The following is a 19,831-nucleotide window of genomic DNA, read 5'->3' on the forward strand; positions in this document are numbered from 1 at the left end:
GGCAGGCATTGACAGTCAGCAAGCAAACGATCACGCTGAGAGACGACGGAGGGGGACGTCTTGATCGAAATCCTGATTGCCGAACACCTGCACTTGGTCCGCGGCGGGCTGCTCGCCGTCCTCGGCGCCGAGCCGGGCTTCCGGGTGATCGGCGAGGCCGGGTGCGCCGACCAGGCGGTCCGGGCGGCGGCGGCCGGCCGGCCCGACGTGGCGATCGTGAACATCGACCTGCCGGGACAACACGTCCTCGCCCGGCTCACCGAACAGGTGCCCGAGTGCGGGCTGCTGGTCCTCTCCGCGGGTCCCAGTCCCGCGCAGGTGCGCAAGACACTGGCCGGGCCGGCGCTCGGGTTCATGAGCCTGTGCGTGGAGCCGGAGCGGCTGGTCGAGGGCGTGCGCCAGGTCGCCGCCGGATGCCGGGCCATCGAGCCGGAGCTCGCCATCTCCGCGCTGCACTGCGGGACGAGCCCGCTGACGCGGCGGGAGCTCGACGTGCTGAGGATCGCGGCGGGCGGGGCGCGTTCGACGGAGATCGCCGACGAGTTGTTCCTGTCGGTGGGCACGGTACGCAACCATCTGTCGCGGATCATGTGTAAGACCGGTGCCCGCAACCGGCTCGACGCCGTACGGATCGCCAGCGACTGCGGGTGGTTGTGAGAGCCGGCGCGGACGAGGCCCCGGTGGAGCCGCGCCGCCCCGCCGGAGCCCCGGACCACTAGATGATCTCAGCCACGCCGAGCCCCTGCCAGTGACCGTCCTCACAACCTGACCCGTGTGAAACGTCACGCTGGCGACCGCTGTTACGGCCGCCAGATGAGCACCAGCGCGCAGTCGTCGTTGTGTCCCGAGGCCATGGCGTTGACCAGCGCCCTGGCGCCGTCGCGGAACCCGGAGGGCAGCAGCCGCTCCGCCTCGCCGAGCAGCCGGTCGAGCCCGGCGTCGATGTCGCGACCCGGCTGCTCGATCAGCCCGTCGGTGTAGAGCAGCAGCGCGTCCCCCTTGCGCAGGGTGCCGCTGTCGGGCTCGCAGTGCAGGTCGGGCACCACGCCGAGGACGACGCCCTTGGCCGAGGCGACCTGCCAGTTGCCCGTGCCCGCGTCGAACTTCACCACCGGCGGATGCCCGGCCGAGGTGATGGTGTAGTCGCCCGTCGCCAGGTCGAGGCGCAGGTGCACCGCGGTCACGAACCCCTCGTCGCCCCGCTGCCTGTGCAGGTAGGCGTTGCAGGCGGGCAGGAAGTCGCCGACCGAGCCGAGCAGCCCGCCGAACGTGCCGGACAGCAGCAACGCCCGCGTGCCCGCGTCGACGCCCTTGCCGGACACATCGACCAGCGCGACCTCGACGGAGTCCCCGTCCCGCATGGAGACCAGGAAGTCGCCGCCGAAGGAGGATCCGCCGGCCTGCTTGAGCACCACCTTGGCGCCCCAGTCCTTGGGCAGCGGAGGCAGCTCGCCCTGGCTCTTGAGCCGGTCGCGCAGCTCCAGCAGCATGGCGTCGCCGCGCAGCCCCTGCACCCCCAGCTTGCCCCTGGTACGGGCCATGAGCACGGCCAGCACCGTGGTGAACGCGATGGTCACCGTGAGTCCCAGCCCGATCCGGCCGACGCCGAGCGTGATGGCGATGTAGCCGAGCGCGGCGCCCACCGCCACGAGCAGCTTGACCAGGCTGCGCAGCCGCAGCTGGAGCCCGCCGATCAGGGTGACCAGGATGAGCAGCGACGGCGAGAACCACTCGGTGGAGACCTTCGCGGCGAGAGCCCCGATGACGAGCGCGAGCACCGACAGGGTGATGAGCAGGTTGCGGTCGCGAGCGAGCGGGCCCCTGCGGACGAAGCGGACGATGGACACGAGAAACGGCACCCGCACCAGGATCGCGCGGACCCGTGGCGGGATCAGCGGCGCCGGACGGGAACTCATGATGCGCCTGACTGTATCGGTCTGACCCGTGTTTGGGCAGCCCACTTGACCAAGGCCTTGATCATTAAGCACGCATATTGGGTGGCCCTCCCCCTTTGCCCGCTCTTACCGTGGACGCATGACGTATCCGATCCGTCCCATTGACGAGTCCGAGTGGCCGGCGTTCGGCAAGGTCCTCGAGGAGGCGTTCGGCATGCAGCCGCACCCTGCGCAGGACGAGCGCTACAGGGCCGAGACGGAGTTCGACCGCACGCTCGCCGCCTTCGACGGGGACCGCATCGCGGGTGTCACCTCCATACTCAGTCTCTCGATGACCGTGCCAGGCGGGCAGCTGCCCGTGGCCGGGGTCACCGCCGTCAGTGTGCTGCCCTCGCACCGCCGCCGCGGCGTCCTGTCCTCGATCATGCGCAGACAGCTGTCCGACATCCGCGAGCGCGGCGAGTGCGTCGCCGCCCTGTACGCCTCCGAGGCGTTGATCTACGGCAGGTTCGGGTACGGCAGGGCGGCCGGCGAGCTGTCGTTCCACATCCAGAAGCACGGCTCGGCGTTCGTCGGGAACGCCCCTTCTGACCCGTCGCTCAGGCTCAGGGTCGCCACGCCCGCCGAGGTCCGCCCCGACCTCGAGAGGCTGTTCGCCTCCGTCGTGACGCGGCGTCCCGGCCGCTACGAGCGCACGCCCCAGAGCTGGAACGCCGTGCTCGCCGACGAGGAGGCCGACCGGCGCGGGTCCGGGCCGCTGCGCTCGGTGCTCGCGGAGGACGACCACGGCGTACGCGGTTACACGCTGTTCCGCGTCAAGTCGTCCTGGGACGCCGACGGCGTGCCCGACGGAGAGCTGAAGCTGTACGAGCTGGAGGCGGCCGATCCGGCGGCCTACGCCCTGCTCTGGCGCAGCGTCCTGGACCGCGACCTGGTCTCCAGGCTCGACGCGGGCACCAGGCCGGTGGACGACCCGCTGATCGCGCTGATCGCCGACCAGCGCCAGCTACGCGCGAGGTGGTCGGACGAGCTGTGGGTACGCCTGGTCGAGGTGGACCGGGCGCTGGCCGCGCGGGCGTATTCGGCGCCCGTGGACGTGGTGATCGAGGTCGAGGACGACGTGTGCCCGTGGAACGCCGGACGCTGGCGGCTCACCGCCGACCCGACGGGCGCGGAGTGCAAGCCCGTCGAGGACGAGCCGGACATGACGCTGCCGGTGTCCGCGCTCGGCTCGGCGTACCTGGGTGACGGGCTGCTCGTGGAGTCGCTGGGGGCGGGTCTGCTGCGCGAGCACTCGGACGGGGCGGTGCGCTCGCTGGCCACCGCCATGTCGTGGAGCCCGAAACCGTGGGCGGGGCTGACGTTCTGACGTAGGCTCGCGGGCATGGCGCTGCAAAGCCTCCAGATCACCCCGACCGTCGCCATGCGTGCCCGCGACGTGTCGAAGCCGTCGAAGGAGCAGCAGGAGGCCGCCGAGCGGCGGCCCCTGCGTGACGAGATGCCCAGACGCGACGCCAAGCGCAAGGGCTAGGGCAGCGAGGGCAGCTGGCCGATCGTCTCGTAGGCGTCGAGTTGCGCGATGCGCCTGCTGTGCCGCTCGCTGCCGGAGAACGCCGTGGCCAGGAAGACCTCGACGAACCGGGTGGCGTCCTCGGTGGAGTGCATGCGCGCGCCGACGCTGATCACGTTGGCGTTGTTGTGCTCGCGGGCGAGGGCCGCGGTCTCCTCGCTCCAGGCCAGGGCGGCCCGGATGCCGCGCACCTTGTTGGCGGCGATCTGCTCGCCGTTGCCCGACCCGCCGATGACCACGCCGAGACTGGCGGGGTCGCCTGCGACGCCCTCGGCCGCGCGCAGCACGAACGCCGGGTAGTCGTCCTCGGCGTCGTAGACGAAGGGACCGCAGTCGGTCACCTCGTGACCGTGGTCCTTCAGCCAGGACACGAGGTGGTTCTTGAGCTCATAGCCGGCATGGTCGGCACCGATGTAGACACGCACCCGACCAGTCTTCCACAGCCCGGGCGATCGGGCTCGCCGACTAGAGTAAGGAGCCCTACCGTTGTCCACTCCTTACGAAAGCAGACCGTCCATGCGTGAGATCCGCTTCGTCGGCGATCCGGTTCTGCGCACGCCCGCGGATCCGGTGACGGACTTCGACCGCGAGCTGCGCCACCTCATCGAGGAGATGTTCCAGGCCATGTACGCCGTCAACGGCGTGGGCCTGGCCGCCCCGCAGATCGGCGTTTCGCGGCGGCTGTTCGTCTACGACATCAGCGGGCGCAGGGGCCACGTGGTCAATCCTGCGCTGACCGTCGACGATCCCGAGGAGGTGCTCGACGAGGAGGGCTGCCTGTCGGTGCCCGACCGGCGGACGGGGCTGCCCGTCTACGCCCCGGTCGCGCGCGCCTCGGGGGTCACCGTGGAGGGGTTCGACCGGCTGGAGCGGCCCGTACGCGTCAGGGCGCGCGGCTCGCTGGCCCGCTGTCTCCAGCACGAGACCGAGCACCTCGACGGCCGCCTCTATGTCGACCGCCTGCCGAAGGACGAAGCACGCAAGATCATGCTCAGAGCGTAGGTTTGGGGCCATGAGCGTACTTTCTGGAAAGGGCGCATTGGTCACCGGAGGGTCCAGGGGCATCGGCAGGGCCATCGTGGAGCGGCTGACGGGTGACGGGGCCGAGGTCGTCTTCTGCTACGAGCACTCCGCCGAGGCGGCCGAGCAGGTCGCCAAGGAGACGGGGGCGCACGCCGTACGAGCGGACCTCGGGAGCAGGGAGGATCTGGAGCGGCTGTTCGCCGAGGCGGAGGCGCGGCTGCCCGGAGTGGACATCCTGGTCAACAACGCCGCCACCGCCGCGGCGCAGAAGCCCATCGCCGACATCACCGACGAGGACTACGAGCGGGTCTTCGCGGTCAACACCCGGGCGGTCTTCCTGGCCATCCAGTGGGCGGGCCGGATGATGCGCGACGGCGGGCGGATCATCAACATCTCCACGCTCAACACGCGGGTGCCAGCGCCGACGCTGGCGCTCTACTGCGGCAGCAAGGGCGCCATCGAGCAGTTCGCCAAGGTCGCCGCGCGGGAGCTGGGCGAGCGCGGGATCACCGTCAACGTCGTCTCCTCCGGCGCCACCGACACCGACATGCTCCGGGGCGCCAACCCGCCGGAGGCGCTGGAGCAGACGCCGATGTACACCGCGCTGCGGCGCCTCGGCAGGCCCGACGACATCGCCGCCGTGGTCGCCTTCCTGGCGGGTCCTGACGGGCGCTGGGTGACCGGGCACAACGTCAACGCCACCGGCGGGCTGTTCGTCTGACGGCGGGGGCCGCGGGGTTACAGCTGCAGCGCCTTGACCTCGAGGTACTCCTCGAGGCCGTGCTCGCCGAGCTCCCGGCCCACGCCGGACTGCTTGTAGCCGCCGAACGGCGCCAGCGGATTGAACTTCCCGCCGTTGACGGCCACCTGGCCCGTGCGCAGCCTGCGGGCGACCGCGACCGCGTGCTCCTCGGTGCCCGCCCAGACCGCGCCGGCCAGGCCGTATCTGGTGTCGTTGGCGATCTGTACGGCCATGTCCTCGCTCGTGTACGGGATCAGCGACAGGACCGGCCCGAAGATCTCCTCCTGCTCGATCGTCATCCCCGGCTCCACGGCGGCGAACACCGTCGGCTCGACGTAGTAGCCCCGCTCGTGCGGCCGCTCGGTGCCTCCGGCGACCAGCCTGGCGCCCTCCTCCTGGCCCCGGTTGATGTAGTGGACCACGCGGTTGCGCTGGGCCTCGGACACCAGCGGCCCGATCCTGGTCGCCTCGTCGAACGGGTCGCCGACGGTGTACTTGCCCGCCGCCGCGACGGCCAGCCGGACGGCGTCGTCGTACTGGTCACGGTGGACGATCATGCGGGTCAACGCCGAGCAGGTCTGGCCGGCGTTGACGAAGCAGTTGGCCACGCCCACCTTGACCGCCGTCTCCAGGTCGGCGTCGGGCAGGATGACGGTGGCGGACTTGCCGCCGAGCTCGAGCGCCACCCGCTTGACCGACTCGGCCGCCAGAGCGGCCACCCGGCGGCCGGCGGCGGTGGAGCCGGTGAAGGAGACCATGTCGACCTCGGGGTGGGCGGCCATGGCCTCGCCGACGACCGGGCCACGCCCGCTGACGAGGTTGAACACGCCAGGCGGCAGGCCGATCTCGTCGAAGATCTCCGCCAGCGCGTACGCCGCCAGCGGCGCCACCTCGCTCGGCTTGAGCACCACGGTGCAGCCGGCGGCCAGCGCGGGGGCGACCTTGCAGACGATCTGGTGCAGCGGGTAGTTCCACGGCGTGATCGCCGCGACCACCCCGATGGGCTCCTTGACCACCAGCGAGTTGCCCACGCGCGACTCGCGCGGGTGGCTCTCGGCCAGCCCGGCGAAGGAGGACAGCACGGTGGCGGGCATCAGCGTCTGCACCTTGAGCGCGAAGCCCAGCGGCGATCCCATGTCGGTCGCGATGGTCTTGGCGATCTCGTCGGAGCGCTGTCTCAGCAGCTCGGCCGCGGCGGCGAGCAGCTTGCCGCGTTCGGCGGGGGCCGTGGCCGCCCACGCCGGGAACGCTTTTCGAGCGGCCCGCGCGGCCGCCTCCACATCGTCGGGAGAGCCCGCGGGCACGCGGTCGATGATCTCTTCCGTGGCCGGGTTCACTACCTCGATGGGCTCGCCCGACGCCGAAGCCGTCCAGGAGCCGCCGATATACAGCTGACGCATGCCCACCATCCTGTCAGTGCTCGCGGAGGCGATGCGAGGGCGCGGCCGGAGTGAGGGGCAAGAGTTCTACCCCGCCACGGGACTTCTCATCCCAGCGTACGATGTCCGGCCGTGCCCTGAAAGGCCCGTCAGTCGAACTGCGGCCGCTTCGTACGCGTGCGCTTCAGCTCGAAGAAGTCCTCGGACGAGGTGACCATCAGCACGCCGTCCCAGAGCTTGCCGGCCTCCTCTCCCCTGGGGATCCGCGTGATCACGGGTCCGAAGAAGGCGTTGGCGCCGACGCGGATGATCGGCGTGCCGACCTCCTGGCCGACGAGGGTGATGCCCTCGGTGTGCGAGGCGCGGATGGTGTCGTCCCACTCCTCCGAGTGCATGGCGTCGGAGAGCGACCTGTCGAGTCCCACGGCTTCGAGCGAGCCCTCGACGACCTCGCGCAGCCGCTCGGGCTCCTTGCTCAGGCCCTGGTTGTGCAGGCGGGTGCCGAGTTCGGTGTAGAGGCGGCCGACGAACTCCTCGCCGTGCTTGGCCGCGGCCGCGGCCACCGTCCTGATGGACCCCATGCCCCTGGCGGCGCGCTCGAGGTAGTCATCCGGGACGTTCTTGTCCTCGTTGAGGAAATACAGGGACATGATGCGCCAGCGAGGCTCGATGGGGCGTACCTTCTCGACTTCGAGCAGCCATCGTGACGTCACCCAGGCGAAGGGGCAGGCAGGATCGAACCACAGGTCCACGGGAATCTTTTCAGTCACGTGTGGCCATAACCTGAGGTGGTTCGGGTCCTATTCCCGGCATGACAGGATACCGACAAGCCCGACAAAGTGGTGAAAAGGAGCGCAACTTGGCAGGCAACCTGACCCGGGACGAGGCTCGCGAGCGTGCCCGCCTGTTGACGGTCGAGTCGTACGAGGTCGCACTCGATCTGACGGAAGGAGACGAGCGCTTCGAGAGCGTCACGACGGTCCGCTTCACCAGCACCCGGCCGGGCGCGTCCACGTTCATCGACCTGCACGGCGCGCGCGTGCGCAAGGTCACGCTCAACGGCCACGACCTCGACGTGGCGGGCTACGACGCCGAGAAGGGGCGCGTCCCGCTCCCCTCGCTCGCCGAGTCCAACGAGTTGCGGGTGGACGCCGACTGCGCCTACATGCGCACGGGCGAGGGCCTGCACCGCTTCGTGGACCCGGTGGACCAGAAGGTCTACCTCCACAGCCAGTTCGAGACGGCCGACGCGCACCGCATGTACGCCTGCTTCGACCAGCCCGACCTCAAGGCCGCCTTCCAGCTCACCGTGCTGGCCCCGGCCGACTGGGAGGTCGTCTCCAACGCCGCCGCGGCCGGCGTCGAGGACCTGCCCGAGCAGCCGGGCAAGCACGGGACCGTACCGGCCGCCAGGCGCTGGGAGTTCCCGCCCACGCCGGTCATGTCCACGTACATCACCGCGCTGGTGGCCGGGCCGTACCACAAGGTCACCGCCGAGCACGACGGCATCCCGCTCGGCATCTACTGCCGGACCTCGATCGCCGAGCACCTCGACGCGGACAACCTTCTCGAGGTCACCAGGCAGGGCTTCGACTTCTTCCACCGCGTGTTCGGGGTCCGCTACCCCTTCGGCAAGTACGACCAGCTCTTCGTGCCCGAGTTCAACGCCGGGGCCATGGAGAACGCGGGCTGCGTGACGTTCCTGGAGGACTACGTCTTCCGCTCCCGGGTCACCGACGCGGCGGTCGAGCGGCGCGCGGAGACGATCCTGCACGAGATGGCGCACATGTGGTTCGGCGACCTCGTCACCATGCGCTGGTGGGACGACCTGTGGCTGAACGAGTCGTTCGCCACCTACATGTCCGTGCTCGCCCAGGCCGAGGTCACCCGGTGGAACAAGGCGTGGACCACGTTCGCGAACGTCGAGAAGGCCTGGGCCTACCGCCAGGACCAGCTCCCGTCCACCCACCCCATCTCCGCCGACATCCCGGACATGCAGGCGGTCGAGGTCAACTTCGACGGCATCACGTACGCCAAGGGCGCCTCGGTGCTCAAGCAGCTCGTGGCCTACGTCGGGCTGGACAACTTCCTGGCCGGCGTACGCGACTACTTCGCCGAGCACGCCTGGGGCAACACCGAGCTGAAGGACCTGCTGGGCGCCCTGGAGCGGACCTCGGGCCGCGACCTGTCCTCCTGGTCGAAGGAGTGGCTGGAGACGGCCTGGGTCAACACCCTGCGGCCCTCGTTCGAGGTGTCAGAGGGCCGGTTCACGAGCTTCGAGGTGCTCCAGGAGGCTCCTGCCGACTACCCGACGCTGCGCTCGCACCGGGTCGCGATCGGCCTCTACTCCCTGGCCGACGGCGCGCTGAAGCGGACCAGGCGGGTCGAGCTGGACGTGGTCGGTGCCCGTACGAGCGTGGCCGAACTCGTCGGCGAGGAGCAGCCCGACCTGGTGCTGATCAACGACGACGACCTGACCTACGCCAAGATCCGCCTCGACGCGGACTCGCTGCGGACGCTGGTCGACGGCGGCATCGCCGCGTTCACCGACTCGCTGCCCCGCGCCCTGTGCTGGTCCGCCGCCTGGGACATGACCAGGGACGGCGAGATGTCCACCCGCGACTACGTCCGGCTGGTCGTCTCCGGCGCGGCCACGGTCACCGACATCACGGTCCTGCAGGCCGTGCTGCGGCAGGCCCGCCAGGCCGTCCAGCAGTACGCCGACCCGGCATGGCGGTCCGAGGGCCTGGCACTGCTCGCCACCGAGCTGCGCTCGCTGCTCAAGTCGGCCGCGGCGGGTTCCGACCACCAGCTCGCCTTCCTGCAGGCGTTCGCGCCGGTGGCCACCTCGAAGGACGACCTGGCTCTGCTGCGGGGCATCCTGGACGGCTCCTCCGTGCCCGAGGGGCTGAGCGTGGACGCCGACCTGCGCTGGACGCTCGTGTACGCGCTCGTCGCCGGCGGCGAGCTGACCGAGGCCGACATCGAGGCCGAGCTGCAGCGCGACCCGACGGCGACCGGCGAGCGATCGGCCGCGCAGTGCAGGGCCGCGATCCCGACGGCGGAGGCCAAGGCCGAGGCCTGGGAGCGGATCGTGGAGGGCAAGCTCGCCAACCACATCGCCCGTGCCATGATCAGCGGGTTCCAGGACCCGCATCACACCGGGCTGCTCGTGCCGTACCGGGAGAGGTACTTCGCGGAGGTCGGGCGGATCTACCAGGAGTGGACGTTCGACCAGGCGTCGACGTTCGCCGTGGGGTGCTTCCCCTCGCTGCTCATCGAGCCCGCCACCGTGCAGGCGGCGCAGGACTTCCTGGCGGCCGGGCAGCCGCCGCAGGCGCTGCGCCGGCTCGTGCTGGAGGGCGCCGACGGCGTCAGCCGCGCGCTGCGCAACCGCGAGAAGGACGCCGCGTCCGCCTGACGCCCGTCCGCCGAGGCCCGCGCCTGGTTCGCCCGGCGTGGGCCTTTCGCGTTCCCGGCGACTCGCCCGGGGCCGCCGCCGATTGAGCGACTTGGCGATGGCGGCTCAGGTGCGGTGTTAGCCTCGAAACGTGCTGGGCACGGGGACCACCCTCAACGATCGCTACGTCCTGGCCGGTCGCCTCGGTGGCGGTGGCATGGGCGAGGTGTGGCGTGCCGACGACACGGTCCTCGGGCGGGCGGTCGCGGTCAAGGTGCTGACGCCGGCGCTGACCGACAATCCCTCGTTCACCCGCCGCTTCCAGAACGAAGCGAGGGCCATGGCCACGCTCGGCCACCCCGGCGTGGTCGACGTCTACGACTACGGCACCAGCGAGGTCGACGGCCGCCAGGTGAGCTTCCTGGTCATGGAATACGTGCAGGGCGAGTCGCTCGACCGCCTCCTGCGCCGCGGCCCGCTCGGCCCCGCGCTGACCATGCGGCTGGTCGCGGAGACCGCCGACGCGCTGGCCGCGGCGCACGCGCAGGGCATCGTGCACCGCGACGTCAAGCCGGCCAACCTCATGATCAGGCCCAACGGCACCGTCGCGCTCACCGACTTCGGCATCGCGCACTCGGTCTCGGCCGGGCATCTGACGGCCACGGGCACGATGCTCTGCTCCGCCGGCTACTGCGCTCCAGAGATGGCCGCCGACAGCGATGTGACGCCCGCGGTCGACATCTACGCCCTGGGCGTGGTGGCGTACGAATGCCTGACCGGGAAGCTGCCGTTCCAGGGTGACACTCCCGTACAGATCATCTTCAAGCACCTCAACTCCCCCGTCCCCGCTCTGCCTGCCGACGTGCCGCCGGGGCCACGGCAGGTCGTCACGCGGGCCCTGGAGAAGACGCCCGACCGGCGCTGGCCGACGGCCGCGCAGATGGCGGACGCCGCGCGCAAGGCGATGGCCTCGCCGGGCACGCCGCCCGCGCCACGCCGCCGCAGCCGGGCGTTGCAGGTGGCGTTCACCGTCACCGCCGCCGTCGTCGTGTCGGCGGCCGTGGCGGGATCGGTCTGGCTGAGGCCGGCCGAGCCCACGACCGAGCGCGTGCCGGCGCCGGCCACCGGCGCCACCTCCGTCTCCACCATGGCCCCACCGCCGGCCACCACCAAGCGGGAGTCCACGCCGCAGGTCAAGCGCACCCCGATCGTCAAGCCGACCCGCACCGCGCACGAACCGGGCCCCACCGCGACGGCCAGCGCCACCACCGAGCCGACCAGCACTCCCACGGTCACGCCCACCAACTCGCCCGAGCCCGAGCCTGAGCCGACCCAGCAGCCGACCACGCCGGGCCCCGAGGAGCCCACCTCCGAGCCCACGGTCAGCAAGCCGAACACCGAGATCCAGTGCATCCGCGCCCCATGTACGTGAGCACGCGCCGACCGTGAGAAGGTCGTCGCGTGGAGACGACTCGCGATCTGCTCATCACTCTCGCCCGCCGCTACGCCTTCGCCGATCTCGGCGTGCTCGCGCCGGCCGCGGAGATCGCCGGGGCGTGCGAGTTCGGGCAGCGGCTCCTCTCGCTCGACGCCGAGGACTTCGCGGCCGAGGCGAAGGCGGTGCCGACCGACCTGAGGCGGCAGGCGCGGGCCTGCCACATGCCGCAGACACCGCGCGAGCAACCGCGGGGGGCGCTGGAGTCGCTGCGGCCCGCGTACGGGCTGCTGCTCGAGGTGATCGCCGTACGATGGCACCGGCGGGAGCTGAGCCCGATGATCGCCGCAGTGCACATCGCCAGCGAGTACCTGCCGCTGCTGGCGTTCGAGCCGCAACTCGGCCACGCGGGTGACCCCGGCCGCTGGCCCGACGGGCTGAGCTCGACCGGCAGCCGGTTCGGGGTGATCGGGGACCGGGAGTGCGACCACACCAAGTCCGAGCAGTCCGCCACCAACCGGACGCTGCGGGTGGCCACGGAGCCCGGGCAGGGCTGGCGGGCGTACTTCGATCGGCAGCACAGCCAGGTCGCGGGCGCGTTCGCCGTCTGCGTCGCCGCCTGCCGCAACCCGTGCACGGCCATGGACTGGGTGGAGCCTGAGCAGCGCGCCGATCTGCAACTCCGGGCCCGCACGGCGCTGGCCTTCGCCGAGTCCCCGCTCGTCCGGCTGCGCCACGCGGCGCCGGTGGGGCACGGGTTCGGGGTGCCGTCGCCTGAGGAGGTGCTCGACGCCTGGGAGCGCAGCCGGGCGGCGCTGGACAAGAACGCCGTCGGCTCCGCCGCGACGAAGGACGACGGGTTCCCCCTGCCCGGGCTGCCCGCGTTGTTCTCGGCCGTCGCCGCCGCGCCGATCGAGCCCGCGACCCTGCTGAGCGGCGTCAGTGAGCACATCGCCGGCCTGCTCGAAAGGCAGTGACGGTCAGTGACGATCAGCGACCGATCGTGGCAGCGACGTGAGTGACGGTCAGTGACCGATCAGTGGCGGTGGCGATCAGTGGCGGTGGCGATCAGTGGCGGGCGGTGGCCTGTTCGCCGAGGGCGGCGATGCCGTAAAGCAGGCCGCCCACCAGGTCGCCCGCGCTGAACGCGGTGGCCATCGACATCGCGGTCAGCCGGCACGCGCCGTCCGTCAGCCGGCGCCTGGCGTTCGCTCCCGTCACGATCTCCAGGCCGCGGCCCGCGACGTCCACGAGGACCACCACGGCGTCATCGGCCTCGTCACCCAGGGCGGCGTGGAGCCGTTCGGCGAAATGGCGGCGGGCGCCGACGGGCTCGCCGAGGAACAACCCGAACCGCAGCCCGCTGCGCCGCTCGGCGGTGTGCAGCGCCTTCCTGACGTCGTCGGCCTGTGCGGCGGTCAGTCCTCGCATCGTCACCTCACCATCCCGGCTCCAGTGCTCTTCTCGTCCGGATGATCACCAGCCGGCGGAGGCGCCGCCGGTGCTGCCGCCGGGCTCCGCCGTCTCGGCCGCGGCCACCCAGTCGTGCTCGGGCACGTCCGCCCAGGGCGCCACCCGGTCGGCCAGCACCAGGTCCGACGTGCTCACACCGCGCTCGCTCCTGGACGGCCCGCCCAGCCACACCGGGCCGGACTCCACCCGGCGCCGGCCACCCCGGCCCGGCACCATGACCAGCAGGCTGATCAGCACGAACAGCCCCAAGGACACCCCGAGGAGTTGGAGCAGAATCTCCGTTGCGCTGTTCACACCAAGACCGTAAACCTCGTGAGCCCGCCCGGCCAGACCCGCCGCGAGAGTGTTCCTCGCAGCGTGGCCCGGCTCACCCGGCTAAGATCTTTCTTGGCGTCTCTAGAGAAGAACGTAAGACATACCCTTAATTCGCGCGTGGAACACGATGAGCTGGGCCATAAAACTATGGACAAGGCAGCACTAGGATTCGATCAGGACCCCAGGCTACGGTGAGTTACGTGGACTCCGACAATCAGCCAGAAGACGGTCACAATGCGTCACCAATCTGGGTGAGTGACCGGCCAGAAAGCGAGCAGACCCCACCCGCGAAGCCATCGGCGCCCACCTCCACGTACGCGCCGGTCGAGCGCGCGTCCGTGCGCACCCTGCTGCGACAACCCCGCTTCCGCCGCCTGCGCAACCGATTGCTCCTGGCGCTCGGCGTCGCCCTGGTGGTGGGCTTCCTCGTGCGCGACTGGCGGCTGGGCGTCACCGCCGGTGTGATCGCGGCCATCGCCGAAGCGGTCTACCGGGCCCGCTCCAACTCCTCCGTGCCCGCCTGGCGGCGCTCCTCCGTGGCGGAGCGGCGTACCGAGGCGCAGTTGCGCAGGCTGGAGCGGAGCGGCTACCGCACGCTGCACGCCAGGGCGATCCCGGGCACCGAGGCCCAGATCGACCACCTCGTGGTGGGCCCGACCGGCGTCTACGCGGTCGACTCCGAGAAGTGGGACAAGCGCCTGCCTGTGCGGGTGCAGATGGGCAAGAAGCTCTTCCACGGACCCTTCGACATGAAGGCCCGCATCTCCGAGGCCAAGTTGGAGGCGTCGCAGGCCAGCGAACTGATCACCAAGTCGTTCGGCCGCGAGGTCGCCGTGGTGCCCTCGCTCGCCATCTACGGGCCGCCCGTGCCGTGGAAGGTCATGACCATCCGCGGCGTGGACGTCTACCAGGGCGACCGGGCGCGCAGGTGGATCACCAAGCGGGAGCGGGCGCTGACCGACGGCGAGATCGACCGGCTCTACGACATCGCCGCCCAGGTGCTGCCCGCCCGATACGGCGAGAGCTGACCCGCTCAGCGGTAGATCTGCGGGATCGAGGCGCACCACGAGAAGGACTCCGCCGGTCGCGCCTGGGAGACGTTGCCGCACTTGCCGACCTGGCGGGGCCGCTCGACGCCCTTGGCGTAGAGGATGAGCACGGCCTTGTCGAAGGGATACTGCCGGGCCGAGCCCAGCCCGAAGTCGAGCGCTCCCGTGGCGCCCTCGATGACGTGGCCGCTCTGGTCCGGCGTGTACAACGTGTAGAGCTGGCGCCAGACGGTGTAGGAGTTGACCTCCACGCCGTGCCGCACGCTGCCGAGCCGCCGGATGGCCGTGATCATCGTCTCCGTGGCGTCGTACGCCAGGGCGGCGTGCCCGTCCAGGGTCCGGCCCGGCCCCGGTTCCTTGCACTCGAACGGGAACGTGGCGAACAGCTTGCGGTAGAAGTCGTGGCGCTGGGGCTCGCCGCACTTGCTGGGCGCCGCGGCGAACGACTCGTAGTAGTAGCCGACGCTGCTGACCGCCGATCGTATGCTGACGTCGGCGACGTACCTGGTCACGTCGTCACCGCCGAGGATGATCGGCGGTGAGCTCGCGCACTTGTCGGCCACCCCCTTGACGAACTCGGCGAAGTCGGGGATGCCGCGCCCGGCGAAGTACACCAGTCCGTCGAACCCGCAGGCGGACACCCCCGCGTCCCTCGGCTCCCCGGCGTACGGGTCGTCGCTCCTGTCCACCGCGCCCGGCTTGGCGCCGCCGATCGGCGTGAACCGGTGCGCCTCCACGTCGAAGCGGCGCTCTTCGAGCCGGGCGACGACCCGGTTCTTCAGGTTGGAGACGTAGTAGTCGGTCTCGTCGTGGGAGTAGTAGACCCGTGCGGTCCGCCGCTTCAGGTCGCCCTGCCGGACCAGCGAGTCTGCGAAGGCCGCGGCCATCCACGCCTGCCTGGAGTTCTGCGGCGCGACCTGGAAGTAGAACGGCGACTCGCCCACCAGCCGGTCCGCCGACAGCGTGGCGGCCACCATCGGCAGCCCGGCCGCGCCCAGCTCATGGATGGCGGCGACGGTCTCCTGGCGGCTCTGGTCCAGGCCGACCACGCCGACGATGGGCGCCTCGTCGTCGCGGTAGCGCTGCAGCAGCCGGGCGATGCGCGAGCCGTGCTGCATCCGGCCGCCGGCGTTGGCGAGCAGGATGCGGATGAACGGCTGGCTGGCGCCCTGGGCGTCGTTCTGCCCCTTCTGCGAGATCGCGACCCCAGCCAGTCCCTCACGAGCCGCGGCCAGCGTGTCCCGGTCCGTCGAGGTGAGCGCCGCCAGATAGACGATCGTCACGTACGGCCGCTCGCCATGGTCCTCGTGGAGCTGTGCGGCGCGCTCGTTCTCCAGCTGAAGCTGGGCCTGCACCTGCTCCATCTCGGCGTTACCCGGCGTGAACAGGTAGTCGGGCTCGGCCACGCCGACGCATTCGGTGCCGGCCAGCTGCCTGCCGCTCTCCGTCCACGGCGTCCACAGGCCCGTGGCGCAGGCGCTTCTGTGCCAGGCGGCGGTCTGGCCCGCGTACGCGCCCGCCGCGCCCGCCAGGGCCATCCAGAACAGCGCGATCGCGGTCCACGACGACCACCAGGGCGCCCCGCGGGCCGGCGGGATCGAGGCGACGTCGGCGACGTCGTACTTGGCGAGGTCCGCGGGGACGGGCGGTGCGGACATGGTGAGCGGCGTCTCCAGCACCTGCCGCCAGGCGGTGGCGCTGTCGGCCGTGACGAGTTCCCTGCGCCAGCGGATGATCTGCCACAGAGGGTCGTCGTCTTGCGGGTCGGCGTCTTCGGGCCGGGCGGCGTCGGAGGAGTAGGAGACGACCACGACCGGGTCGAACCTGCCGAGGTCCGCCCGCCGCTCCTCGATCAGCTCGACGAGGCCGCCGCCGTGCTCGTTGAGCAGCAGCAGCGGGTAGAAGACGTGGGCGGCGCCGCGTACGTGCCGCAGCGAGCGACGGTACTGCGCGGCCAGGTCTTCCATGAACGCGGCCAGCAGCAGCCGTGAGACGCGATCCTCGTCGGCCGGGTCCAGGGCGGCGAGCAGGGCCGCCACACCGGGCGCCTTGCGGTCGTCCCCCGACAGTGCGCGGCGCAGCCAGCGGAAGCGCACGCTCAGCCCTGGCACGCGTCCGCTGAGCCGCAGATCGTGCACGAATCCCGGCAGGAGCCTGACCAGCAGGTTGAAAGGGAACGGGAGGTGCTCGGCGCCCACGCCCGCCGTGTCGACGCCCCAGCCCCAGTTGCGGTCGAGCTCGCGCAGGACCTGACGGGCCTGCTCCTCGCTTTGCGACCCGGCGAGCCGCTCGACGATCTCGGCGGCCAGCCGGTAACGCGGGAAGCGCAGCCGGTTGCTACGCAGCGCGGTCACGATGCGCGCGAGGATCTTCGGCACGTTCTCGCCCGGCTGGATGTCCGGGTTCGCGCGCGGGATGCCGGGCGAGATGACGCGCGGGCCGGCCTTGCCGTCCTGCGCCAGAATGGCCGGCCAGTCCCCCGCCTCGCTCAGCTGGACCAGCGGGATGCCCCCGCGGCCGGTGTGCTGTCTGGCGTCGCTCGCGTCCCGCCATCTGGCCAATAACGGCTGTCTGGCGGCGTGCGGCGAGTCCTGTACCCCCTCGCCCCTGGCCGGTCTGCGGCACAGGCGGTCTATGGTGTGGATGAAGTTGCCGACCCGCGCGGGATCGTCCAGCCTGACTGCCCCGTGACTCATCTGATCTCTGTAACACGGCTTCCCCGGCCGTCGGCATCGTTTGCGGCACGATCCGGTAACCAAGTGTCCGATGGGTGGACGGCTGTCTCAGTTCCCGGGCGAGGGCCGTAACATGTGAAGACTCGCTAGCGATGGGAGATGCGCAATGCCCGCCCTCAGGTCACGTACAGTCACCCACGGCAGGAACATGGCCGGTGCCCGGGCCCTGCTCCGGGCGACCGGCGTAGCCGGTGGCGACTTCGGCAAGCCCATCATCGCGGTGGCCAACAGCTTCACCCAGTTCGTGCCGGGGCACGTGCATCTGCGCGAGGTCGGCGACGTGGTCGCGGGTGCGATCAGGGAGGCGGGGGCGATCCCCCGCGAGTTCAACACGATCGCGGTGGACGACGGCATCGCCATGGGGCACGGCGGCATGCTCTACTCGCTGCCCTCCCGCGAGCTGATCGCCGACGCCGTGGAGTACATGGTCAACGCCCACTGCGCGGACGCGCTGATCTGCGTCTCCAACTGCGACAAGATCACACCGGGGATGCTGCTCGCCGCGTTCCGGCTGAACATTCCGACGATCTTCGTCTCCGGCGGCCCCATGGAGGCGGGGAAGACGCCCGGCAGGAAGCTCGACCTCATCGACCCGATGATCGCCTCCGCGGACGACTCGGTCTCCGACGCCGACCTGCTGGAGATGGAGGAGAGCGCCTGCCCGACCTGCGGCTCCTGCTCGGGCATGTTCACCGCCAACTCGATGAACTGCCTGGCCGAGGCCATCGGCCTGGCGCTGCCGGGCAACGGCACGATCCTGGCCACGCACAAGGCGCGCAAGCAGCTCTTCGAGGACGCGGGCAGGCAGCTCGTGGAGATCACCCGCCGCTACTACGAGGACGGTGACGAGTCGGTGCTGCCACGCTCGATCGCGTCCCGCGAGGCGTTCGAGAACGCGATGGCGCTCGACGTGTCGATGGGCGGCTCGACCAACACGATCCTGCACATCCTGGCCGCGGCCCGCGAGGCCGAGGTCGACTTCGGGCTCAAGGAGATCAACGAGATCTCGCTGCGGGTGCCGTGCCTGTGCAAGGTCGCCCCCGCGACGAGCAAGTACCACGTCGAGGACGTCCACCGCGCCGGCGGCATCCCGGCCATCCTGGGCGAGCTCGACCGGGCCGGGCTGCTGCACCGCGACCTGCCCACGGTCAACGGCGGCACGCTGGCCGACCTGCTGGCCGCCTGGGACGTGCGCTCACCGTCGGTGCGGCCCGAGGCCGTGGAGCTGTGGCACGCGGCGCCGGGCAACGTGCGCACGGTCAAGGCCTACTCCCAGGACAACCGCTGGGACGACCTCGACCTCGACCGGGCGGCCGGGTGCATCCGCGACCTGGAGCACGCCTACACCGCCGACGGCGGCCTGGCCGTCCTCTACGGCAACATCTCCCGCGACGGCGCCGTGGTGAAGACGGCCGGGGTCGACGAGTCGATCTGGAAGTTCAGCGGGCCCGCGGTGGTGTTCGAGTCGCAGGAGCAGGCGGTCGAGGGGATCCTCGGCGGGCGGGTCAAGGAGGGCGACGTGGTGGTCATCCGCTACGAGGGCCCCAAGGGCGGGCCCGGCATGCAGGAGATGCTCTACCCGACGTCGTTCCTCAAGGGCAAGGGCCTGGGCAAGGCGTGCGCGCTGATCACCGACGGGCGCTTCTCCGGCGGGACCTCCGGGCTGTCGATCGGGCACGCCTCGCCCGAGGCGGCCGAGGGCGGCGCGATCGCGCTGGTCGAGGACGGTGACCTCATCGACATCGACATCCCCAACCGGACGATGGACCTGAGGGTGCCCGAGGCCGAGCTGGCCGCGCGGCGCGAGCGGCTGCTGGCCGACCTGGGCGGATACCGGCCGCGTGACCGCAACCGGCCGGTGAGCGTGGCGCTGCAGGCGTACGCGGCGATGACGACGTCCGCCTCCACCGGCGCCTCCCGGGACCTGTCGCAGCTCTCCCGCTGACACGACCCCGCCGGCGACCACGCTGACGGCACTGGGCGGAAAGGTCTGTGCGGCAGGGGGACAAGGTCCTTACCTGCCGCACAGACTTTCGAAAATTGTCGGTGGTCGTCCCTATTGTTGGGGTATGACGACAGTCGTGAAGCACGAGACTCGCCCGCTGACGACCGCCGAGATCGCCGCCCTCGCCCTCTCCCTCGCCCACCTCGGATCGGGCCCGCAGGCCGTCACCGCCAGGCGTGGCCTGCAGCACGCGCTCGATCACCTGGCGCTCGACGACGACGTCATCGCCACCACGCTCGCGACACTCACCGAGCCGCTGCCCGTGGAGGTCGCCTCCAGAGCCAGGCTCATGGCCGACGCCATCACCAGCCGTCTCATGATCCGCCTGCACTACCGCGACGCCTCAGGCAACATCACCGCGCGCGACGTCGAGCCGGTGACGTGCCTGGTCCACCGCGAATACTGGTATCTCGTCGGGGTGTGCAGGCTGCGCCGGGGGATCAGGGCATTCAGGTTCGACCGGATCATCGCGGTCGAGCCGACGCTCACGCCGTCCCGACCGCACCTGGCCGACCGGTTCCTGCCGTTCCAGCGCCGTAAGCGCGCCAAGGCGGCGTAAGGAGACCGGCCGGGCCTGGCGCCCCTATGCGGAGCAGCAGCCTCCGCCGCAACAGCCGCCACCGGTGGCTCTGGGGGCGGCCGCGCCGCCGGTCATGGCAACGGTGGACAGCAGTTTCACCGTGTCGTCGTGTCCGGCGGGGCAGGTCGCCGGCTCGTCGGAGGCCGACATGGGGCGGGAGAGCTCGAACGTGGAGCCGCAGGCGCGGCAGCGGAAGTCGTAACGCGGCATGAACCAAGCGTACTAGGGCG

Annotated in this window: 19 protein-coding genes; 11 read left to right on the top strand and 8 right to left on the bottom strand. The window is 71.0% G+C overall.

The window, feature by feature from the left end; translation table 11 throughout:
* Positions 1-60 precede the first annotated feature (60 nt).
* Positions 61-657 (top strand): response regulator transcription factor, encoded by a 597-nt coding sequence (locus ITP53_RS20575; protein WP_195897040.1) that lies wholly within the window; start codon positions 61-63, stop codon positions 655-657.
* Positions 658-800: 143 nt separating this feature from the next.
* Here ITP53_RS20575 and ITP53_RS20580 read toward each other — a convergent pair whose 3' ends face one another.
* Positions 801-1,916: a PP2C family protein-serine/threonine phosphatase gene (locus ITP53_RS20580; RefSeq protein ID WP_195897041.1), complete on the bottom strand. Its 1,116-nt coding sequence runs from the start codon at positions 1,914-1,916 to the stop codon at positions 801-803.
* A 118-nt stretch (positions 1,917-2,034) separates the two neighbouring features.
* On the opposite strand from ITP53_RS20580, the gene ITP53_RS20585 reads away from it, so the two are divergent.
* Together ITP53_RS20585 and ITP53_RS20590 are read left to right on the top strand one after the other, a co-directional pair.
* Positions 2,035-3,264, top strand: coding sequence for a GNAT family N-acetyltransferase (locus tag ITP53_RS20585; RefSeq protein ID WP_195897042.1), 1,230 nt, complete (start codon positions 2,035-2,037; stop codon positions 3,262-3,264).
* Between the two features lie 15 nt (positions 3,265-3,279).
* Entirely contained in the window at positions 3,280-3,426 is a 147-nt protein-coding gene (locus tag ITP53_RS20590) for a hypothetical protein (protein WP_195897043.1), read from the top strand.
* Here the strand turns inward: ITP53_RS20590 and ITP53_RS20595 are convergent.
* The gene (locus ITP53_RS20595; RefSeq protein ID WP_195897044.1) at positions 3,423-3,890 is read right to left on the bottom strand and encodes a ribose-5-phosphate isomerase; all 468 of its coding nucleotides are present in this window, start codon (positions 3,888-3,890) and stop codon (positions 3,423-3,425) included. The genes ITP53_RS20590 and ITP53_RS20595 overlap by 4 nt on opposite strands.
* A 91-nt stretch (positions 3,891-3,981) precedes the next feature.
* Here ITP53_RS20595 and def point away from each other — a divergent pair, with 91 nt between their 5' ends.
* Both def and ITP53_RS20605 read left to right on the top strand, forming a co-directional pair.
* Complete coding sequence (gene def / locus ITP53_RS20600) at positions 3,982-4,467, top strand: peptide deformylase (protein WP_195897045.1); 486 nt, start codon at positions 3,982-3,984, stop codon at positions 4,465-4,467.
* A gap of 10 nt (positions 4,468-4,477) precedes the next feature.
* Positions 4,478-5,209 carry an SDR family oxidoreductase gene (locus tag ITP53_RS20605; protein WP_195897046.1) on the top strand — a complete coding sequence of 244 codons (732 nt, stop codon included), beginning with the start codon at positions 4,478-4,480 and terminating at the stop codon, positions 5,207-5,209.
* Positions 5,210-5,226: 17 nt separating this feature from the next.
* Here the strand turns inward: ITP53_RS20605 and ITP53_RS20610 are convergent, their stop codons facing one another.
* Together ITP53_RS20610 and ITP53_RS20615 are read right to left on the bottom strand one after the other, a co-directional pair.
* The gene (locus ITP53_RS20610; RefSeq protein ID WP_195897047.1) at positions 5,227-6,630 is read right to left on the bottom strand and encodes an aldehyde dehydrogenase family protein; all 1,404 of its coding nucleotides are present in this window, start codon (positions 6,628-6,630) and stop codon (positions 5,227-5,229) included.
* Between the two features lie 128 nt (positions 6,631-6,758).
* Positions 6,759-7,379, bottom strand: coding sequence for a mycothiol-dependent nitroreductase Rv2466c family protein (locus ITP53_RS20615; protein WP_195897048.1), 621 nt, complete (start codon positions 7,377-7,379; stop codon positions 6,759-6,761).
* A gap of 89 nt (positions 7,380-7,468) precedes the next feature.
* Between ITP53_RS20615 and pepN the strand changes: the two genes are divergently transcribed.
* The 3 genes from pepN to ITP53_RS20630 all read left to right on the top strand — a co-directional run bounded on the left by pepN (position 7,469) and on the right by ITP53_RS20630 (position 12,421).
* Positions 7,469-10,030 carry an aminopeptidase N gene (pepN, locus tag ITP53_RS20620; RefSeq protein ID WP_195897049.1) on the top strand — a complete coding sequence of 854 codons (2,562 nt, stop codon included), beginning with the start codon at positions 7,469-7,471 and terminating at the stop codon, positions 10,028-10,030.
* 130 nt (positions 10,031-10,160) lie between these two features.
* Positions 10,161-11,441 carry a serine/threonine-protein kinase gene (locus ITP53_RS20625; RefSeq protein ID WP_195897050.1) on the top strand — a complete coding sequence of 427 codons (1,281 nt, stop codon included), beginning with the start codon at positions 10,161-10,163 and terminating at the stop codon, positions 11,439-11,441.
* Between the two features lie 29 nt (positions 11,442-11,470).
* Positions 11,471-12,421, top strand: a complete 951-nt coding sequence (locus ITP53_RS20630) for a hypothetical protein (protein WP_195897051.1) — start codon at positions 11,471-11,473, stop codon at positions 12,419-12,421.
* Positions 12,422-12,512: 91 nt separating this feature from the next.
* Here the strand turns inward: ITP53_RS20630 and ITP53_RS20635 are convergent, their stop codons facing one another.
* Complete coding sequence (locus ITP53_RS20635) at positions 12,513-12,875, bottom strand: DUF5130 family protein (protein WP_195897052.1); 363 nt, start codon at positions 12,873-12,875, stop codon at positions 12,513-12,515.
* A 45-nt stretch (positions 12,876-12,920) separates the two neighbouring features.
* Positions 12,921-13,211, bottom strand: a complete 291-nt coding sequence (locus ITP53_RS20640; protein ID WP_195897053.1) for a hypothetical protein — start codon at positions 13,209-13,211, stop codon at positions 12,921-12,923.
* Positions 13,212-13,483: 272 nt separating this feature from the next.
* Here ITP53_RS20640 and ITP53_RS20645 point away from each other — a divergent pair, with 272 nt between their 5' ends.
* A complete protein-coding gene (locus tag ITP53_RS20645; protein WP_328815200.1) occupies positions 13,484-14,260 on the top strand; it encodes a nuclease-related domain-containing protein in 777 nt (258 codons plus the stop codon).
* Between the two features lie 5 nt (positions 14,261-14,265).
* Here the strand turns inward: ITP53_RS20645 and ITP53_RS20650 are convergent, their stop codons facing one another.
* Positions 14,266-16,977: a type 1 periplasmic-binding domain-containing protein gene (locus tag ITP53_RS20650; RefSeq protein ID WP_195897055.1), complete on the bottom strand. Its 2,712-nt coding sequence runs from the start codon at positions 16,975-16,977 to the stop codon at positions 14,266-14,268.
* A 145-nt stretch (positions 16,978-17,122) separates the two neighbouring features.
* Here ITP53_RS20650 and ilvD point away from each other — a divergent pair, with 145 nt between their 5' ends.
* Together ilvD and ITP53_RS20660 are read left to right on the top strand one after the other, a co-directional pair.
* Positions 17,123-18,961, top strand: a complete 1,839-nt coding sequence (gene ilvD, locus ITP53_RS20655) for a dihydroxy-acid dehydratase (protein ID WP_195897056.1) — start codon at positions 17,123-17,125, stop codon at positions 18,959-18,961.
* A 124-nt stretch (positions 18,962-19,085) separates the two neighbouring features.
* Positions 19,086-19,580: a helix-turn-helix transcriptional regulator gene (locus ITP53_RS20660; RefSeq protein WP_195897057.1), complete on the top strand. Its 495-nt coding sequence runs from the start codon at positions 19,086-19,088 to the stop codon at positions 19,578-19,580.
* 24 nt (positions 19,581-19,604) lie between these two features.
* On the opposite strand, the gene ITP53_RS20665 is transcribed toward ITP53_RS20660, so the two are convergent.
* Complete coding sequence (locus tag ITP53_RS20665) at positions 19,605-19,811, bottom strand: FmdB family zinc ribbon protein (protein ID WP_195897058.1); 207 nt, start codon at positions 19,809-19,811, stop codon at positions 19,605-19,607.
* Between the last annotated feature and the right edge of the window lie 20 nt (positions 19,812-19,831).

It is taken from the genome of Nonomuraea cypriaca (assembly GCF_015645445.1).
GTDB classification, from domain to species: domain Bacteria; phylum Actinomycetota; class Actinomycetes; order Streptosporangiales; family Streptosporangiaceae; genus Nonomuraea; species Nonomuraea cypriaca.